Source organism: Candidimonas humi (assembly GCF_019166065.1).
GTDB classification, from domain to species: Bacteria; Pseudomonadota; Gammaproteobacteria; order Burkholderiales; family Burkholderiaceae_B; genus Candidimonas; species Candidimonas humi.
This window is the reverse complement of record NZ_JAHTBN010000018.1, coordinates 1-18,517: the sequence shown is the minus strand read 5'-3', so window position 1 is coordinate 18,517 and position 18,517 is coordinate 1. Positions and strand designations below refer to the sequence as shown.

14 protein-coding genes and 2 tRNA genes are annotated in these 18,517 nt (G+C 65.6%); 12 read left to right on the top strand and 4 right to left on the bottom strand.

The window, feature by feature from the left end:
* Positions 1-32 precede the first annotated feature (32 nt).
* Together KVP10_RS20880 and KVP10_RS20875 are read right to left on the bottom strand one after the other, a co-directional pair.
* On the bottom strand, positions 33-1,271 hold the full coding sequence (locus tag KVP10_RS20880; RefSeq protein WP_217966686.1) for a YeeE/YedE family protein: 1,239 nt from the start codon (positions 1,269-1,271) through the stop codon (positions 33-35).
* A 135-nt stretch (positions 1,272-1,406) separates the two neighbouring features.
* A complete protein-coding gene (locus KVP10_RS20875; RefSeq protein WP_217966685.1) occupies positions 1,407-2,729 on the bottom strand; it encodes an arsenic transporter in 1,323 nt (440 codons plus the stop codon).
* A 185-nt stretch (positions 2,730-2,914) separates the two neighbouring features.
* Between KVP10_RS20875 and sugE the strand changes: the two genes are divergently transcribed.
* Positions 2,915-3,229, top strand: coding sequence for a quaternary ammonium compound efflux SMR transporter SugE (gene sugE, locus KVP10_RS20870; RefSeq protein ID WP_217966684.1), 315 nt, complete (start codon positions 2,915-2,917; stop codon positions 3,227-3,229).
* Between the two features lie 109 nt (positions 3,230-3,338).
* Positions 3,339-3,803: a GNAT family N-acetyltransferase gene (locus KVP10_RS20865; RefSeq protein WP_376810996.1), complete on the top strand. Its 465-nt coding sequence runs from the start codon at positions 3,339-3,341 to the stop codon at positions 3,801-3,803.
* 1 nt (position 3,804) lies between these two features.
* Here the strand turns inward: KVP10_RS20865 and rnr are convergent, their stop codons facing one another.
* On the bottom strand, positions 3,805-6,252 hold the full coding sequence (rnr, locus tag KVP10_RS20860) for a ribonuclease R (RefSeq protein ID WP_217966683.1): 2,448 nt from the start codon (positions 6,250-6,252) through the stop codon (positions 3,805-3,807).
* A gap of 300 nt (positions 6,253-6,552) precedes the next feature.
* Here rnr and KVP10_RS20855 point away from each other — a divergent pair.
* The 3 genes from KVP10_RS20855 (at position 6,553) to KVP10_RS20845 (ending at position 8,900) form a co-directional block, all read left to right on the top strand.
* A tRNA-Leu gene (locus tag KVP10_RS20855) sits at positions 6,553-6,637 on the top strand.
* Positions 6,638-6,807: 170 nt separating this feature from the next.
* Entirely contained in the window at positions 6,808-7,551 is a 744-nt protein-coding gene (gene rlmB / locus KVP10_RS20850; protein WP_217966682.1) for a 23S rRNA (guanosine(2251)-2'-O)-methyltransferase RlmB, read from the top strand.
* 116 nt (positions 7,552-7,667) lie between these two features.
* The gene (locus tag KVP10_RS20845) at positions 7,668-8,900 is read left to right on the top strand and encodes a cystathionine gamma-synthase family protein (protein ID WP_217966681.1); all 1,233 of its coding nucleotides are present in this window, start codon (positions 7,668-7,670) and stop codon (positions 8,898-8,900) included.
* Between the two features lie 15 nt (positions 8,901-8,915).
* On the opposite strand, the gene KVP10_RS20840 is transcribed toward KVP10_RS20845, so the two are convergent.
* Complete coding sequence (locus KVP10_RS20840; RefSeq protein ID WP_217966680.1) at positions 8,916-9,812, bottom strand: LysR family transcriptional regulator; 897 nt, start codon at positions 9,810-9,812, stop codon at positions 8,916-8,918.
* A 408-nt stretch (positions 9,813-10,220) separates the two neighbouring features.
* On the opposite strand from KVP10_RS20840, the gene KVP10_RS20835 reads away from it, so the two are divergent.
* The 7 genes from KVP10_RS20835 to KVP10_RS20805 all read left to right on the top strand — a co-directional run bounded on the left by KVP10_RS20835 (position 10,221) and on the right by KVP10_RS20805 (position 18,361).
* Complete coding sequence (locus tag KVP10_RS20835) at positions 10,221-10,493, top strand: HU family DNA-binding protein (protein ID WP_088605178.1); 273 nt, start codon at positions 10,221-10,223, stop codon at positions 10,491-10,493.
* 108 nt (positions 10,494-10,601) lie between these two features.
* Positions 10,602-10,677: transfer RNA gene (locus tag KVP10_RS20830), tRNA-Val, on the top strand.
* Between the two features lie 277 nt (positions 10,678-10,954).
* Positions 10,955-13,813, top strand: a complete 2,859-nt coding sequence (gene acnA / locus KVP10_RS20825) for an aconitate hydratase (protein ID WP_217966679.1) — start codon at positions 10,955-10,957, stop codon at positions 13,811-13,813.
* Positions 13,810-14,979 (top strand): lactonase family protein, encoded by a 1,170-nt coding sequence (locus tag KVP10_RS20820; RefSeq protein ID WP_246600905.1) that lies wholly within the window; start codon positions 13,810-13,812, stop codon positions 14,977-14,979. The genes acnA and KVP10_RS20820 overlap by 4 nt, the downstream gene beginning before the upstream one ends.
* A gap of 228 nt (positions 14,980-15,207) precedes the next feature.
* Positions 15,208-16,212 carry a Bug family tripartite tricarboxylate transporter substrate binding protein gene (locus KVP10_RS20815; RefSeq protein WP_246600904.1) on the top strand — a complete coding sequence of 335 codons (1,005 nt, stop codon included), beginning with the start codon at positions 15,208-15,210 and terminating at the stop codon, positions 16,210-16,212.
* Positions 16,213-16,474: 262 nt separating this feature from the next.
* Entirely contained in the window at positions 16,475-17,203 is a 729-nt protein-coding gene (locus KVP10_RS20810; RefSeq protein ID WP_217966678.1) for an ABC transporter substrate-binding protein, read from the top strand.
* Between the two features lie 351 nt (positions 17,204-17,554).
* Complete coding sequence (locus tag KVP10_RS20805; protein ID WP_246600902.1) at positions 17,555-18,361, top strand: energy transducer TonB; 807 nt, start codon at positions 17,555-17,557, stop codon at positions 18,359-18,361.
* Positions 18,362-18,517 lie beyond the last annotated feature (156 nt).

Sequence of the window (18,517 nt, the reverse complement as noted above, 5' to 3'; positions counted from 1 at the left end):
CGGACCGCGGGCGCCCTACGGCTTGTCGGTGTTCAGCATCCCGAAGCTTGTGTGGTCTTCTCGACCGACAGCCCGAACAGCGGGCGCAGCAGCACACCCAGGGCGCTGCCGGCGAAGGCGCTGGGCAGCCAGATCCATGCGTGCAGGCTGCCCGACACCATGCCGCTGAAATAGGCGCCGATATTGCAGCCCCAGGCCAGCCTGGCGCCGAAGCCCAGCATGACGCCGCCTACTGCCGCGGCCAGCAGCGAGCGCAGCGGGATCTTCCATACCGGAGCGAAACGCCCGGCCAGGGACGCCGCCACCAGCGCGCCCAGCATGATGCCGATGTCCATGACCGTGGTGACGTCGTGGCTGAGCGGCGCGAACAAGGTGTCCTGGTCGTTGGCCCAGTATTGCCAGAAGGCGACGTCGGTGCCGGCTGCGTCCAGGGCCTTGGCGCCCCACAGGGTGAAGGCCGAGGTAATGCCCCAGGGGCGGCCCGACACGGCGAGGGTGGCGAAATTCAGCAGCGCCAGCGCGATTGCGCCCCAGACCAGCGGCCAGGGGCCGCGTATGGCTTGCAACAGGGCGGGCTTGCCGGCGCCGATGTCGGCGGCTGCGACGAGCTTGCCGTGGCGGCGTTTTTCGATGACGGTGGTAAGCCAGTAGATAAGGGCGAATACCGCGAGATTGGCGACCAGCGCCGTGGGCCAGCCCCATTGCTTGACCAGCGAGGTGGGCGGCAGCGACGGCAGCGTCGCCCACCAGGTGAAGTTGATCGTGGCCAGCACCGAGCCCGCCACGAAGCCGGCCAGGGTGAGGATCATGCGTGTACTGCCCCCGCCCACCGCGAACAGGGTGCCCGAGGCACAGCCGCCGCCCAATTGCATGCCGATGCCGAAGATGAAGGCGCCTATGACGACCGACAGGCTGGCCGGCGCCACGATGCCCGATACGTGCTCGCCCCACAGGCTGCCTTGCGACAGTGCGGGAAAAAACAACACCACGCCCAGGGCCAGCATGATCATCTGCGCGCGCAGGCCGGCGCCGCGGCCGTCGGCCACGAAGACCCGCCAGGCCTGGGTGAACCCGAAAGACGCGTGATAGAGGGTTACGCCCAGCAGCGCGCCGATGATCCACAGCGAGCCCTGGCGCCATCCCGCCTGTTGCGCAAGATAGTTGGCGCCCACGGCCAGTAAAACCAGCGACACCAGCAGCGGCATGTAGTTGATGCGCGGGGCCGAGGCGCGGCTGCGGGCGGGGTTCAGAGCGGAAACCAGGGTATTCATGGAAATTCTTTCTGGAATGGATGTATAGCGGGCGAACGGAGTGCAGGCCAAAGTCTAGCGGCTGGGGGCTTATTCTAAAAGGAATATATAGATATTCACTTATGCCTAAATAATATATAAGGATACGCGAGCGGTCTAATGAGTAATTTGCAGCCAGGCCGCAAGCGCCGCCAGCGTGCACAGCAGCACCGGCAGTGTAAGCACGATGCCGGTGCGGAAATACTCGCCCCAGCCTATGCGTATGCCGCGCCCCTGCAGCACATGCAGCCACAACAGGGTGGCCAGGCTGCCGATCGGCGTTATCTTGGGCCCCAGGTCGCTGCCTATGACATTGGCATATACCATGGCCTGGCGCACCAGTTCCGGGGCGTGGGCATCCTGTATCGACAGCATGCCCAGCAGCACGCCCGGCAGATTGTTGGTAATCGACGACAAAAACGCGGCGGCCAGCCCCGTTCCCAGCGTGGCGGTCCACAGGCCCGCATTGGCCAGCCACTGGAACAGGGCGGAGAGCCAGCCCAGCAGCCCGGCGTTGCGCAGGGCGAGCACGATCAGATACATGCCCAGCGAAAAGAACACGATGTTCCAGGGCGCGCGGCGCATCAGGCGCCGGGTGCTGATGGCCCGCCCGCGTCCCGCCGCGAGCAGCAGCACCAGGGCGGCGGCGCCGGCCACGGCGCTGGTGGGCACGTGCAGGCGGCCCAGGAAGAAGAAGCCCGCCAGCGTCGCCAGCAGCATGATCCAGCCCAGGTGGAAAGTGCGGCGGTCGCGGATCGCGCCGGCCGGGTCGGGCAGCTTGGCGAGTTCGTAGCGGCGCGGCACCAGCTTGCCGAAATACAGCAGCAGTACCGCCAGGCTCGCGGCGATGGACACCAGGTCCACCGGCACCATCACTGCGGCGTAGCTGTCGAAGCCCATGCCGAAAAAATCCGCGGAAAGAATATTCACCAGGTTGGAGACGGTCAGCGGCAGGCTGGCGGTATCGGCTATGAAGCCGGCGGCCAGCACGAAGGCGAACAGGCTCGCGCCGGTCAGGCCCAGGGCCACCAGGATCTCGACCACGATGGGGGTAAGTATCAGGGCTGCGCCGTCATTGGTGAGCAGGCCCGAGACGCAGGCTCCGAACAGCACGATCATGACGAACAGCCTGCGCCCGCGCCCGCCGCCCCAGCGTGCCACGTGCCGCGCCAGCCACTTGAAGAAGCCCGCCTCGTCCAGCAGCGAATTGGTGATGATGATGGCGATGAGGGTGGCGGTGGCATTCCAGACGATATGCCAGATGCGCAGCACGTCGGCCGCGTGCACCAGCCCCAGGACCAGGCATAGCGCGGCGCCCAGCAGTGCGCTCCAGCCGATGTCCAGCCCCCGCGGCCGGCGCACCACCAGGAACAGCGTGGCGGCGAATATCGCCAGCGCGGCGGCTGCGGAGAGGCTGGCGGCGTCGGGGAACGGGGACATGGAATCTGTACGGGCGCAATCGGCAATAAAGGTGGCGGGGGCCGGAAATCGATAGTAGTAGAATCGGAAGCCTTCGGACAGCGGGGACGACCCCGCTGCCGGGAAGCCTCGCCCCTGTTGCGGGCGGCGCGGCTTCCGATTCATGTCACTGGGGACGGCCCCGCTATACGGAAAAGGAGTGCGGTATGGCCTGGCTGGTACTGGTGATTGCCGGATTATTAGAAGTGGGTTGGGCCATCGGCCTGAAGTATACCGAGGGCTTCACGCGCCTGTGGCCGACATTGTGGACCGTGGCCAGCATGACACTGAGCGTGGTCATGCTGGGGGTGGCGCTGAGGTCGCTGCCGGTGGGTTCGGCCTATGCGGTATGGGTCGGCATCGGGGCGGTGGGCACGGTGATCCTGGGCATCGTGCTGTTCGGCGATTCGGCCAGCCTGCCCAGGCTAGCCAGCGTGGCCTGCATTGTTGTGGGCATCATCGGCCTGAAGCTGGCCGGTTGACGGCGTCCGGCGCGCCTGCTGCGGCCCTGCTGCCGCATCCGCAAGCGCGTCACCTGCCTCCCATGGGCTTGCGCCGCCGCGAAGCAGGCGGCATGTCTGGAGTATTCGCGTGGACAAGAACGAACACAGCAAACAGAACGGGCAGCCGCGGATCAGCGTGCGGCTGGGGGACTGGTCCGCGTGCCGGCAGGATGCCTTGGCGGTGCGCTATGAGGTCTTCGTGGACGAGCAGCATGTGCCGCCCGAGATCGAGGCTGACGCCGAAGATGACTCCAGCCTGCATGCGGTGGCCTACGACGGGCAGGACGTGCCCATAGGCACCGGCAGGCTGCTGCGCGACGCCCATATCGGGCGCATGGCGGTGCGGGCCCCGTACCGCGGCCGCGGCGTGGGCTCGCGGATCCTGATGGCGCTGGTGGACGAGGCCCGCGCGCGCCAGTATCCGCAGGTAGTCCTGTCGGCCCAGGTGCACGCCCGCGCTTTCTACGAAGCCCATGGCTTCGTCGCGCAGGGCGACACCTATATGGAGGCCGGCATCGAACACGTCTCCATGTCCAAGGCCTTGTCGGCCTGACTCAGCGGCGGGCGCGTCCCGACTTGCGTGCGCCTGTCGTGGCCTTGGCGCCGCGCTTGGCCGCCGCGCGGCGCTCGCGCGAGGTCGTGCCCTTGAGCGCCTCGGGCTTGGCCGAGGCCGCGCGCTTGACGCGCCGCGGGGGCGTCGCTTCGGTGCTCGCCACGGATTTCTGTAGTTCTTTGAAGCCCGTGCCCTTGACCAGCCGGAACTCGATGCGGCGCGCTTCGAGGTCGACGCGCGAGACCTGCACCTGGACCGCGTCGGTCAGGCGGTAGCGGATGCCGGTACGCTCGCCGCGCAGTTCGTGCATGGCCTCGTTGAACTGGAAGTAGTCGGACCCCAGCTCGGAAACGTGCACCATGCCTTCCACGTGCAAGGTGTCCAGCGTGATGAACACGCCGAAGCTGGCCACGCCGGTGACGCGCCCGCTGAAGACTTCGCCCACGCGCTCTTTCATGAACCAGCATTTGAGCCAGGCTTCGACGTCGCGCGAGGCGTCGTCGGCGCGGCGTTCGCGCGCCGACAGCAGCACCCCCAGTTTTTCCCATACGGCATGCTCGCGTTCGCCGCGCGGCAGCGCCGCGGCCGCCGGCACATCGTCGATTTGCGGCACGTAGTGCTTGCCGGCCAGTATCGACTTGATGACGCGGTGCGTAAGCAGGTCGGGATAGCGGCGTATGGGCGAGGTGAAGTGCGTGTAGTGCTCGTAGGCCAGGCCGAAGTGCCCGAGAGGCTCGGGGCTGTAGATGGCCTGCTGCAGCGAGCGCAGGCACATGGTTTGCAGGATCTCGAAGTCGGGCCGCTTGCCGGCCTCCTGGATGAGACGCGCGTAGTCTTGCGTGCCGGGCTCGTCGCCGCCGCCCAGGCTCAGGCCGAGATTGCGCAGGTATTCGCGCAACGCCTTGAGTTTTTCGGGGGTCGGCCCCTCGTGGATGCGGTACAGCCCCTGGCGCTTGTTGCGCACGATGAAGTCGGCCGCGCAGGTGTTGGCCGCCAGCATGCATTCTTCTATGAGCTTGTGCGCGTCGTTGCGCGCATACGGAACGATTTTTTCTATGCGGCCCAAGGGGTTGCAGATGATCTTGGTTTCTACCGTGTCGAAGTCGATGGCGCCGCGCTTGACGCGTGCCTGCGCGAACAACTGGTACAGCTCGTACAGGTTCTGCAGATGCGGCAGCACGTCGCGCAGCGACTGCGCCGCGGGCCCCGTGGGCTGTTGCAGGGCGGCCCACACATCGGTATAGGTGGTGCGGGCGTGCGAGTGGATGACGGCATCGTAGAACTGGTAGGCGCTGATCGTGCCCGCCTTGGCGCCGCTGGCCTGCACCACCATGTCGCAAACCATAACCAGGCGGTCGACCTTGGGGTTGAGCGAACAAATGCCGTTGGACAGCGACTCGGGCAGCATGGGGATGACCCGGCGCGGGAAGTAGACGCTGGTGCCGCGCTCCAGCGCGTCGTCGTTCAGGGAGTCGCCGGGCCGCACATAATGGCTTACATCGGCGATAGCCACCAGCAGGCGCCAGGCCTGCTTCTTGCGCTTGGCGGTGCCGGCGTCCACCGGCATGCAGAAAACCGCGTCGTCGAAGTCGCGCGCGTCTTCGCCGTCTATCGTGACGAAAGGCACGTCGCGCAAGTCGACGCGGCCCTTGATTTCGCCGGGGCGCACGGTTGCGGGCAGGGCGGCTGCCTGTTTCAGCGCCGCGTCGGAGAAATCCAGCGGCACGTCGAATTTGCGCACCGCGATTTCGATTTCCATGCCGGGGTCGTCGATCTCGCCCAGCACCTCGACCACGCGGCCTATGGGCTGCGTGTGCCGGGTGGGCTGCTGCACGATCTGCACCGTGACCACCTGGCCGTTTTCCGCGCCGGCGGTGTCGGCCACGGGAATCAGGATGTCGTGTTTGATGCGTTGGTCTTCGGGGGCGACGATGAGCGCCCCGCGCTCTTTGAGAAAGCGCCCGACCAGCTTGTCGGTGCGGCGTTCCACCACCTCGACAATGGTGGCCTCGGGCTTGCCGCGGTATTCGCCGTCGGGCTTGGCCAGCACGCGGTCGCCGTGCAGTACCTTGAGCATTTCGCGCGGCGACAGGAACAGGTCGGGGCCGCCGTCGTCGCGCAGCAGGAAGCCGAAGCCGTCGCGGTGCCCTTGCACGCGTCCGGCGATGAAATCCAGCTTGCCGTTCAGGGCCAGGCGTCCCTGGGGATTGACGAATAATTGCCCGTCGCGTTCCATGGCCTTCAGGCGGCGTTCGAAGCCGTTGGAAATAGGGACATCGGCCCCGAGCTCGGCCGCGAGTTCGTTCACGGCCATGGGCCGGGCCGAGGCCCGCATCTGTTTGAGTATGGACTCCCGGCTCGGGACGTCCGGATCGTAGTCGTTAGGCAGTTCGGGGCCACCTTTAGAGATCTCGTTTTTGTTGCTTTCGTTCTTGGATCGTTTGGTCAAAAGAGGGTTTCCGTTGGGTGAAAAAGTAGGATATACTAGCGCCTCTTAGCGAATCGGCTCAACAAAAAAGAGCCCTGCAGCCAAGAGGCAGTAAATAGAAGTAAAGAAGAGAAGTAAGGAACAAATTATGGGCGCTTTGCCATCAGGCAGGGTTGTACCAGAAAGATGTACCGGATGCTCTGCAGCTGTATGTGCAAATCCGCAGGCGGGCAGGGCGCAAACCCGAAGCCCGAGCGGGGCAGGCAAAAATCTAGTATGATTGCGCCTTCGCAAAAAGCAGTACGCATCGAAGCATAGTTGGCCCAGGTGGCGGAATTGGTAGACGCGCATGGTTCAGGTCCATGTGCCGCAAGGTGTGGAGGTTCGAGTCCTCTCCTGGGCACCAACAGCTTCAAACATGAAACCTCGTAAATCGTCGATTTGCGGGGTTTTTTGTTTTTCGCCCGTCTGGTTTGCCGGCGACATGCCGCTGCAGACAGTGGCATTATAAGTCTCTCCATGGGTAAAGGCGACCGGACCGGTTTTCGGGGCCGGCGGGGTCTTCGAGGAACGAACATGTCATCACATCAGGTCCTGGCGGGTTTTCATGCGGTGACCGCGCGCCTGCGCCACGCGCCCGCGACGCTCAAAGAACTGTACGTCGAGGCGTCGCGCCGCGACAAGCGCATGCAGGCCTTCATCCAGCAGGCCCAGGCCGCGGGCGTGCGCGTGCATCCGGTGGCGGCCGAGCGGCTCGACGGCCTGGCGCACGGCTTGCGCCACCAGGGCGTGGTCGGCCTGGCCGATGCGCAAGCCCTGGCCGTGGACGTCGACGAAGTGCTGGACTTGCTGGAAGACCGCGACGAGCCGCCGCTGCTGCTGGTGCTGGACGGGGTTACGGATCCTCACAACCTGGGGGCTTGCCTGCGCACGGCCGACGCTGCGGGCGTGCATGCCGTGCTGGCGCCGCGCGATCGTGCCGTCGGCCTGAATGCCACGGTGCAGCGCGTGGCTTGCGGCGCGGCCCAGACCGTGCCCTACATCATGGTCACCAACCTGGCGCGTACGCTGCGCGGCCTGAAAGAGCGCGGCATCTGGCTGGTGGGCACCGACGACCAGGCGGCCGAGGGGCTGTACGACGTGGATGCGCGCCGGCCCCTGGCCTGGGTGATGGGGGCCGAAGGCGAGGGCATGCGGCGTCTCACCGCCGAGCTGTGCGACCAGCGTGTCACCATCCCCATGCTGGGCTCGGTCGAGAGCCTGAACGTCAGCGTGGCCAGCGCCGTGTGCTTGTACGAAGCGGTGCGCCAGCGCCGCTGAGGGGCCGTCGGTCATGCCGGCCGCGGTGTTGCCGTCCCGCGTTGCCGCCGCGGCGCGGCAGATGGCCGTAGTAGTATGATTCCTGCTTGTTTCCAGCGACAACAAACATGGCGATCATGGCCGACAAGAACGGTTTTACTACGACTATCCTGCATTCCGACCGGCGTTCGCAGGTCGAGCACGGGGCGGTGCACAAGCCCATACACCCCTCTTCGCAATATGCCTTCTCCAGTTCGCGCGAACTGGCGGCGGTGTTCCAGGGCAAGTCCGGCTTCACTTACGCGCGGCAGGGCACGCCCACCACCGGGGCGCTCGAGGCCAAGGTGACGCAGATGGAAGGCGGGCAGGGCACGGTAAGCTTTGCCACCGGCATGGCCGCGCTCACTGCGACATTCTTTACGCTGCTGCGCGCCGGCGACCACCTGATTTCCAGCCAATATATATTCGGCAACACCAACAGCCTGCTGGGCACCCTGGCAGGCCTGGGCGTCGAGGTGACGCTGGTCGACGCGACCGACATCGATGCGGTGCGGCGCGCCTGGCGTCCCGAGACCCGCATGGTCTTCACCGAGACGATCGCCAACCCCGGCACGCAGGTGGCCGACATCGCCGCCATCGGCCAGTGGTGCAAAGAAAAGAACCTGGTGTATGTGCTCGACAACACCCTGACCACCCCGTGGCTGTGCCGCGGCATCGACGTCGGCGCATCGCTGGTGGTCAATTCCCTGTCCAAGCATATCGGCGGCCACGCTAATGCGCTGGGCGGCGCCGTCACCAGCACCGGGCTGTACGATTGGTCGGGCTACGGCAATATCGCCGAACCCTACCGCAAGGGCGATCCGGCCGGCTGGGGCTTGCTGCAGATCAAGAAGAAAGGGCTGCGCGACATGGGCGGCACGCTGTCGGCCGATGCGGCGCATCGCGTCGCGGCCGGCGCCGAGACGCTGGCCTTGCGCATGGACAAGTGCTGCGCCAATGCGCTGGCCCTGGCGCAGGCCCTGCAGGCCCATCCCAAGGTGGCGCGAGTCCATTACCCCGGCCTGCCCGGCCACCCGCAGCACGAGCGCGCCAAGCAATTGTTCGGCGGCCGCTACGGCGCGCTGCTGGGGGTCGAGCTGACCGACGAGCTGGACGTGTTCGAATTCCTGGACCGGCTGCGCGTGTTCGTACTGGCGACCCACCTGGGCGACACGCGCAGCCTGGTGCTGCCTGTGGCTCATACTATTTATTACGAGATGGGGCCCGAACGGCGTGCGCTCATGGGCATTTCCGACAATCAGCTCCGGGTGTCGGTAGGCATCGAAGACACGCAGGACATCGTCGGCGACATGCTGCAGGCCATGGAATAGCCGGCGGGGCTGCGGTCAGTCGGCCGGGCCGCGTCCGCTCAGGCTGTCGAGCAGGGTCTTGACCGTGGGCGTGGCGTCGCGCAGGCTGCGCACCCCCATCAAGAGATCCCGCCGGGCCCAAGGCTCGGCCAGCGTCAGCGCCTTCAGGCCCGTGCCTTTCAGATGCGGCTGCGCAAGCATGCGCGGCATCAGTGCCAGCCCCAGGCCAGCCTCGACCATCTGGCACATGCTCTCGAAACTGCTGATGCGGATCTTGAAGGCCAGGTTGCGCCCGCGGCGCGCGGCCTCGGTCGTCAGCAGCGTATGCACCGAGCTGTCTACGTGCGGGCCGACGAATTCGTGCTCCAGGATTTCGTCGAAGGTCACGCGGCCCTTGCGGGCAAGTGCATGCCCGCGGCCCACCAGTGCGACGAGTTCGTCGCGCCGATACGGAAACACTTCCAGCCCCTGTGCAGGCGTCTGCTGGGCGAAGATGCCCAGGTCGGCGCTGCCGTCGCACACGGCTTGTACCACGGCCGAACCCACGCGTTCCTCGATATCGAAGCGGATCAGCGGATAGGCCTTGACGAAGCGCGCAATGTCCCCGGGCAGGAACTGGGCGATGGCGGAGGTGATGGCGTGTATGCGCACATGGCCCTTGATGCCGCCGCCGTAGTCGGCCAGCTCGTTTTCCATATGCGCCAGCACGGCCTGCAACTGTCTTGCGTGGAACACCATGGACTGCCCGGCCGGGGTCAGTTCCACCCCGCGTGAATTGCGCGCCAGCAAGGGCGCGCCGACTTGTTCTTCCAGTTCTTTGATGCGTTTGCTTACCGCTGACACGGCGAGGTGGCGGCGCCTTGCGGCCCGCGTGAGGTTCTTTTCTTCGGCCACTGCGAGCAGGATGGCCAGCGTCGTCAGGTCGTATTTCATCGCGGCTGGAATGCCCGGGCAGGGTCGAAAGATGGGCTTCCGAAAGGATACAACAGGCGGCCGCGAGCGGCATTCGGGCTTATATGTTTTGCCGCTCCGGTGTGGTGCATGGCGGGCGTCCGCAAGCGATGCTCTTGAAGAAATTTGACATTGTTGTCAGTCGGAAACAAAAAAGCTAGCAATGATGCGGGTCTTGGGGGGTATTTTGCTTGACAGCCATTTCTTAAAAAGGCTTAATACGCGTTAGCAAACGGAGCGCAGTCTTGCTTGCTTCTTTTGCACGAAAGCCATTGACAGTTATAGGCAGTCCGGCAGGTCGCGTTCGCTGCCGGTCTATTCCATAAAGCGCCAGACTGCACTCCGTCGCCGGGGGCGTCTGGTTTTAATAATTTCTAGGGGTGAACCTTAATGAATAAAACTGAACTCATCGAACACATTTCCAGCAAAGCCGACCTGTCCAAGGCTGATGCCGGCCGCGCGCTCGACGCATTCATCGGCGCCGTCAAGACCACCCTCAAGAAGAAAGGTTCGGTGACCCTGGTTGGGTTCGGCACTTTCGCCGTGTCCGAGCGTGCTGCCCGTACCGGCCGCAATCCTCGCACTGGCGAAGCCATCAAGATCAAGAAGGCCAAGGTGCCCAAGTTCCGTCCCGGCAAGGCCCTGAAGGACGCCGTCAACTAAGAACGCGACCTCGTGCCCGCGCTATTTGCGCGGGCATCTGCGACTGGCTATAATCAGCCCCTCGCATTTAGCGGGAAATCTGGCGGCCCCGGCACACGAGATACTAAGGGGTGCTTAGCTCAGTTGGTAGAGCGGCGCCCTTACAAGGCGTAGGTCACAGGTTCGACCCCTGTAGCACCCACCAGAATTTCCGCAGTCGATGAAGCACTTGAAGACTTTCCTTCAAGTGCTTTTTTCATGCGCGGCTTTTCCATGCACGGCCCTTGGCCGCCGCGCGCCGAGGCACCGGCAATAAACGCCAGTCTCGTCCCTCGTCTCTCTTCGCGTGTTCGCCAAAAGAGAACGCAGCAGTGGCAAATGACCAATTGTCGCTGGCCGGCGGCGTCGTTAGCATTGCTGCAGATGGAAGTGCGCGGCATTCCCGGCGGCGTATTTCCGGATTGGAAATGCCAAGGGCGATCATGGATATCAAACCTCTGCCGCAGCACCTGAGCTCGCTCGTCGTCGGCTCGGACACCTGTCAATATGTCGATCTGCTGAAGGTCGTCGGCGCGCAGCGCCTGGCGCGGCTGCCGTTTTCCTTGCGCTTGCTGATCGAAAATGTGGCGCGCTGCGCGCCGCAAGCGCTGGACCCGGTGCTTGCGCGGGCCACGGGCGAAGGGCCGGACTGCGAGGTGCCGTTCTATCCCAACCGCCTGATGATGCACGACACCACCTGTCTGCCGGCGCTGGCCGACTTTGCCGGGATGCGTGATGCGGTGCATGCCCTGGGCGGCGACCCGGCGCGCGTCAATCCCGTGATTCCCGCCGTGCTGGCCATAGACCATTCGGTGATCGTTGAAGAATATGCCCGGCCCGACGCGCTGCAGCGCAATCTGGATATCGATTTCCGCCGCAACGCCGAACGCTACCAGTTCATACGCTGGGCGCAGAACAGCCTGGACAATTTCAAGGTGATTCCGCCCGGCACCGGCATCATCCACCAGATGAATATGGAAGTGGTGGCGCAAGTGGTGTGCGAGGCCGCCATGCCCGGCGGCGGCGTATTGCTGCATCCGGACGATATGGTGGCCACCGACAGCCATACCCCCATGATCAATGCCATAGGGGTGCTGGCCTGGGGCGTGGGCGGGCTGGAAGGGCAGGCCGCTCTGGTCGGCGAGCCTGTGCCCATTCCGTTTCCGCGCACGCTGGGCGTGCGCCTGAGCAATCGCCTGCGCCCCGGTGCGACGGCCACCGATCTGGCACTGCGCTTGGCCGAGCTGTTGCGCGAGCGCGGCGTGGTCGGAAAGTTCGTCGAGTTCTTCGGCCCCGGCGTCTCGACGCTGGGCTGGGGCGCGCGCGGCACGGTATCGAATATGGCGCCCGAATATGGCGCGACCGTGGTGTTCTTCCCCTACGACGATGAAACGCATCGCTATTTGCGCCTGACGGGGCGCGGCCAGGAACACCTGGAAAAAGTAGGGCGCTATTTGCAGGCGCAGCAGCTCTGGCGCCGCGATGACATGCCCGAGCCGAGTTTCGACGAGGTGCTCGAACTGGATCTCGCCGGCGTCGAGCCCAGCGTGGCCGGCCCTTTCCAGCCGCACCAGCGGCGCAGCCTGGCGCAGGCGCGCAATTCGTTCTTCGAGCAGGTGCAGGCAGACGATGCTTCGAGCCGGGGGGCGGAGCCGCCCGCGGCGGCAAGCGCCTCTTCAGTGGGAGTGGCTTCAGCAGCAGGAGTGGCCTCAGCAGCAGGAGCGGCCTCAGCAGCAGGAGTGGATTCAGCAGCAGGAGCGGCCTCTGCCGTGGGAGTGGCGGCCGCGGCGGCAACAGGGGCTGCGGCGCAAGCCTGTGCGCCGGCTGCAGAAGAGCCCCGCGAAGGGGCCGTGGTGATCGCCGCCATCACCAGTTGCACCAATACCGCCAATCCGGACGTGATGATCCAGGCCGGCCTGCTGGCGCGCAAGGCCCGCGGCCTGGGGCTGCATCCCAAGCCATGGGTCAAGACCTCGCTGTCGCCGGGTTCCCAAGTGGTTGCCGATTACCTGCGCGCGGCGGGGCTGCTCGACGACCTGGCCGCCATCGGCTTTGATCTCACGGGCTTCGGCTGCATGACCTGTATCGGCAATTCGGGGCGGCTCGAGCCGCGCATGGAGAGCCTGGCCGACCGGGGCTTCAAGGGGGTGGCGGTGCTGTCGGGCAACCGCAATTTTGCCGGGCGCGTCAATCCCAAGGTGCCGGCCGGCTATCTGGCCTCGCCGGCGCTGGTGGTGGCCTATGCCCTGGCGGGAACGATAGACATAGACATCGGCGCCGAGCCCATTGCGCACGACGCGGCAGGCAGGGACGTCTATTTGCGCGACTTGATGCCGTCGGACTCCGAGGTGCGCGAGCTGGCGGCGCGCTGCGTGCGCACCGAAGACTTCCAGGCGCGCGCCCGCAGCGCATGGGACGGCACGCTGCATTGGGCGAAGCTGGCGGCGCCGCAGGGCACGCTGTATGCCTGGGACCCGCGCTCGACCTACTTGCGGCGCCCGGGCTATCTGGAATCGGTGTCCGCGCAGGCGCCAGCGCGCGGCGCGATCCGCGCGGCGCGCGTCCTGATGCAGCTCGGCGACAACGTCACGACCGACCATATTTCCCCCGCGGGCGCGATCCCCGATACGAGCCTGGCGGGCCAGTGGCTGCTGGAGCGCGACGAGCGCGAGGAAGACCTGAATCAATACTCCACCCGCCGCAGCAATCACGAGGTGATGCTGCGCGGCGCTTTTACCAATGTCGCGGTGCGCAATCTGATAGAGGGCACGCAGCACGTGGGCAGCGGCGGCCATGCCTGGAATGCCGATCGCACCGAGGTGCTGCCGGTCTACGATGCGTCGCGTTCCTATATCGAGCGCGGCGTCGATCTCGTCGTCATGGGCGGCATCAACTACGGTGCGGGCTCCAGCCGCGATTGGGCAGCCAAGGCGCAGGCCTTGCTGGGGGTCAAGGCCGTGATCGCGCTCAGCTTCGAGCGCATACATCGCAGCAACCTGATAGGCATGGGGATATATCCGCTGGAGTTCCCGGCCGGCTTCGACTATGGCGCGCTGCGGCTGCGCGGCGACGAAGAACTGGACTTCGAAGGGTTGGAGCATATCTCCGTGGGCCTCAATCGCGTGACGCTGCGCATACGCGACGCCCAGGGGCGCAGCACAGAGCTGGGCCTGAGCCTGCGCGTCGATTCGGGGCAGGAAATCCTGTATCTATGCCATGGCGGCGTGCTGCCTTACGTGGTGCGCAAGATGGCCGATGCGGGCGGGGCCGGTGGGCGTGCTGTGAAAGGATCAGCCCGATGAGTGTGGGCGCGCGGCCGTCCGGCGGCCACACCCCCATGCCCGAAGAGGATGTCGCGCCGCGGCAGCCAGGCCCGTCCGCGGGTGCCGCGACTTCGTATTTTGTCTATGTGGGCAGCCGCACGACACGCGAGCGCAACGCCCGGGGCAAGGGTATCAGCGTGTTTCGCTACGACCCCGACGGCGCGGCGCTGACGCTGCTGCAGGAACATGGCGGGCTGGTCAATCCTTCGTTCCTGGCCATAGACCGCTCGCAGCGCCACTTGTACACGGTGCACGGCGACAGCCGATACGTCAGCTCTTTCGATATAGGCGAGGACGGCCGCATAGCTCTTGCAGGCACGCAGGACACGGGGGGTGAAAATCCCGTGCATCTGGCCCTGGATCCCGGCGAGCGCTTCCTGGTGGTGTCGAATCATTTGTCCTGCACGCTGGCGGTGCTGCCCGTCTCGCCCGAGGGCCGTATCGGCCCCGTGGCGCAGACGCTGCGCATGGATGGGCCGCCCGGACCCCATCGCGTCGAGCAGCCGCATTCCAAGCCGCATTTCAATCCCTTCGATCCTTCGGGGCGGTACGTGCTGGTGCCGGACAAGGGGCTGGACCGGGTGTTCTGCCTGGCTTTCGAGAACGGCCGTCTGCGCCCGGCTTCCCATGCCGTGTGCAGGGAAAATTCGGGGCCGCGCAACCTGGTGTTTCATCCGCGGCTGCCGGCGGCCTATGTGGTCAATGAGTTGGATTCCACCGTGACGCTGTACCGCTACGAGCCCGAGGAGCCGCGGCTGGAGCCGCTGCAGATCGTCCCGACGCTGCCGCAGAGCTATACCGGCAACAGCCGCGCTTCGGGCATTGTGGTCGATCCGGCCGGCCGGTTTCTCTATGCCAGCAACCGCGGCCTGGACAGTATCGCCGTGTATGCCATCGACCCCGATAGCGGGTGGCTGGATTTCCAGGGCGTGCATGACGCCCTGGGCAAGACGCCGCGTTTCATCACCCTGGACCCGGACGGGCGCCGCCTCTTCGTGGCCCACGAGGACAGCGACGGGATTGCCGTTTTCGACATGGACCCGGGTTCGGGCGGCTTGAGCCTGGCCGCGCCGATCGTGCCGGTGGGCAGCCCGGTCAGTGTGGTTTTCAAGCAGGTGCGCGGGCCGGGCCTTGCGGCGCCTTGACGCGGCGTCGTCCCGGGCGCTGTCGCGTGGCCGGCCAGGGCCTGTCCGTTTTTTGCTGCATTTGCCACCGCCGGTGTATGGCCTTGGCCGCCCGGTTTGTGCATTGGAATCGGATTACCCATTGCCTATCACTTGAATAGCTACTTCTCATTCACTCATCGCCGCTTTATCGATTGCCGATCGTTGATCGCACATCCGCTAGGGCCGGTCAATTTCAAGGAGACAAACATGATGCAATTTTCCAAGCATGGCGGCCTGCGCCGCATACTGTCGGCGGGCGCATGCGCGGCCGCCCTGGGCCTGGCGGGAACCGCCGCCTCGGCTGCTCCATATCCGGACGCGCCGATCCGCCTCGTGGTGCCTTTTTCCGCCGGGGGCGGAGTGGACATCGTCGGGCGCATATTCGCCAAGAAGTTGAACGAGGCTCTCAAGCAGCCCGTCATCGTCGAGAACAAGCCAGGCGCCAGCGCCATGATAGGCGCCGGCTATGTGGCGCATTCCAAGCCCGACGGGCTGACCATATTGCTGGCCAGTTCCGGCGAAACCGCCATCAACCCGCATCTGTACAAGAACATGGCCTACGATCCGGCCAAGGACCTGGCGCCGATTTCTTTGATCGCCCGGATTCCCAACCTGCTGGTGGTCAATCCCGCGATCCCCGCGAAAAATGCCGCGGAGCTGGTGCAGTACGCCAAGGCCCATCCGGGGACCATGACCTATTCGTCGAGCGGCGTGGGCAATATCCAGAACCTGTCGGGCGAGCTCTTCAACAAGATGGCCGGCACGCACATCCGCCACATTCCCTATAAGGGCGCTGCGCAGCAGATCGCCGACGTGGCCGCGCAGCACGTGAGCATGACGTTCGCCAGTGGCGCGGCGCTGCAGCCCTACATCCAGGGCGGGAAGGTGCGGCCCATTGCCGTGACGTCCACCACGCCCATGGCGGCGTTTCCGAAAGTGCCGCCGCTGACCGCCACCCCGCAATTCGCCGGCTACGACCTGGTCAACTGGTTCGGCTTGTTTGCGCCGGGCGGCACGCCCAAGGCGATCGTCGACACCCTCAACGCTGCGACGGTGAAGATCCTGCGCGACCCCGAGTTCGTGAAGACCCTGGAACTGCAAGGTGCAATCCCCGCGCCCATGAGTCCCCAGGAATTCGCGGCATTCCGCGACAGCGAGTCGGCGAAATTCGCCCGCATCATCCACGATACCGGCATTACCGTCGGCGAATGAGGCGGGCCGCCGCCACGGGTTTTGCAGCGCCTCGCGGCGCTTGCCGCATACCCCGGCGGCGCGCATCGGCTGGCGCCGCCGTCCGTGTCGCAAGCACTACGGCGGATCTGTTAGCATGTTTCGGCAGCGGGGCGGCCTTGCAGCCGGCCCGCCATGCCTTAGCGTGAAACAAGTCTCTTTCATCTTCAGGGGTGGCGGCAACTGCCATGGCCTTCAGGCCCGGCCCAGTCGCACGCCGGCGTTTTTCACTCATGGACCTGCTATGAATTCCAAGCTCGAAGACATTGCGCGCGATCTCGCGCCGCACGGCGTGCTGCGCGCCGCGATCAATTTCGGCAACACGGTGCTGGCGCAACGCCATCCCGACAGCGGCGAGCCGGCGGGCATCTCGGCCGACCTGGCTCGCGAGCTGGCGCGCAGACTGGGGCGCGACATCGAGTTCGTCACCTTCGATGCCGCCGGCAAGGTGTTCGCGGTGGCCGACCAGGACACCTGGGACGTTGCTTTCCTGGCCATCGACCCGGTGCGCGCGGAAAAAGTGCAGTTCACCGCGCCTTACGTGATCATCGAAGGCACGTACATGGTGCGTAGCGATTCGCCGTTCGCGCAGGTCGGCGACGTAGACCGCGAGGGCGTGCGGGTGGCGGTGGGCAAGGGCGCCGCCTATGATCTCTACCTGAGCCGCAGCCTGCAGCATGCGGAACTTGTGCGGGCGCCGACCTCGGCGGACGCCATCGACTATTTCGTCGACCAGTCCCTGGACGCCGCCGCCGGCGTCCGCCAGCCGCTCGAGGCCTATGCCGCGACGCATGCCGGCCTGCGCGTCATGCGCGATCGCTTCACCGCCATCGAGCAGGCCATGGGCACGCCCAAGGGCCGCACCGTGGGCCTGGAATATCTGCAGTCTTTCATCAAGGAAATGAAGGCCAGCGGCTTTGTCGCCGACGCCTTGAAGCGCAGCGGCCAGCTCGCCGCCACTGTGGCGCCTTGACATTTGGGGGCGCCCGTTCCGGGGATATGACGGGCCACGCACTCGCGCGGCCCGGTCTCGTTTGCGTGTCACGATCGCCTGCGAAGCAATGGCCGCGAGTTGGACGAAGCGCTTGTAGCGGCGCTTACATAGTTGCGCGTTTTTGTGCATGCGCAGGCCATGCATCGGTAGCGCCGGCCATGCCTATTATTGCGAATAATTCCTATTTTTGTTAACATCCTTGTCTTCCCTGTGACAGGGTCTAGACCCCGGCTGCGCCATGCGCGGCGGTGCAAGGCCCGTGCGTAACCCTTTCTAGTGTCAACCGGATTCATGTCGCGCCTGCGAGTCCCCCCCAAAAACCGCCCGGTAATGATCAAGATCACGGCGGCTTTCCTGGTACTCGGATTACACGTTGCCGTGCTGGCGGGCATACTCAGCGCCTCGACCGTCAAGCCCGAGATCGAGCCGGCGGATTCGGCCGAGTTGCGCTTCGTCGAGATCGCCCCCGACCCCGTCGATACCGCGCCCAGCCCGACTCCTACGCCGCAAGCCGTGCAGCCGCCGGAGCCCGAGCCCGAACCGGTGCAGGAAGAAACCCCGCCCGATCCGGTCGAAGAGCCGCCGCCGCCTCCTGAAGAGCAAACGCCGCCCCTGGTCGAGCAGCCAGCCGAAGAACATGTCGAGCCCAAGCCCGAACCCAAGCCCGAACCAAAACCCAAGCCCAAGCCGAAACCCAAGCCCAAGCCGAAACCCAAGCCGGTGCACAAGCCGCGGCCCAAGCCCCGGCCCCGGCCGGTCAAGCCCGCGCCCGAGCCGGTGGCGGCAACTGCGCCTTCCGGCCACGCCGACGAGCATCAGGCGCCCAAGGCGCCGGCGCAGCCGGTAGACCCCAATCGCCCCAGGCTGATCGGCCACATCGATTACCTGGGCCGCAGGCCGGTGCCGGTTTACCCGCGCCTGTCCGAGCGCCGTGGCGAGCAGGGCAGGGTGGTGATACGCGTGGTGATTTCGCCGAAGGGCGATGTTACCAAGGCGACCGTGCGCAGCTCTTCGGGCTTCGAGCGGCTCGACGACGCGGCGCTGGACGCGGCGCGCTCGGCGCGCTTCAAGCCTTATACGGAAAACGGCGTGGCTTATGCCGCCATGGCCGATATCCCCTTTGATTTCGTCTTATAGACTCAGACTGACAGCAAATAGGAACGAGCATGTTCGATTTACTTCATAGCGCCATGCAAGTGCTGGCCCAGGCAGGAGACGCCGCGTCGGCCGTTGCGCCTGCCGCCCAAGCCGCAGCCACGGCCGCGGCGCCCGCCGCGGCGGCAGCCGGAGCCG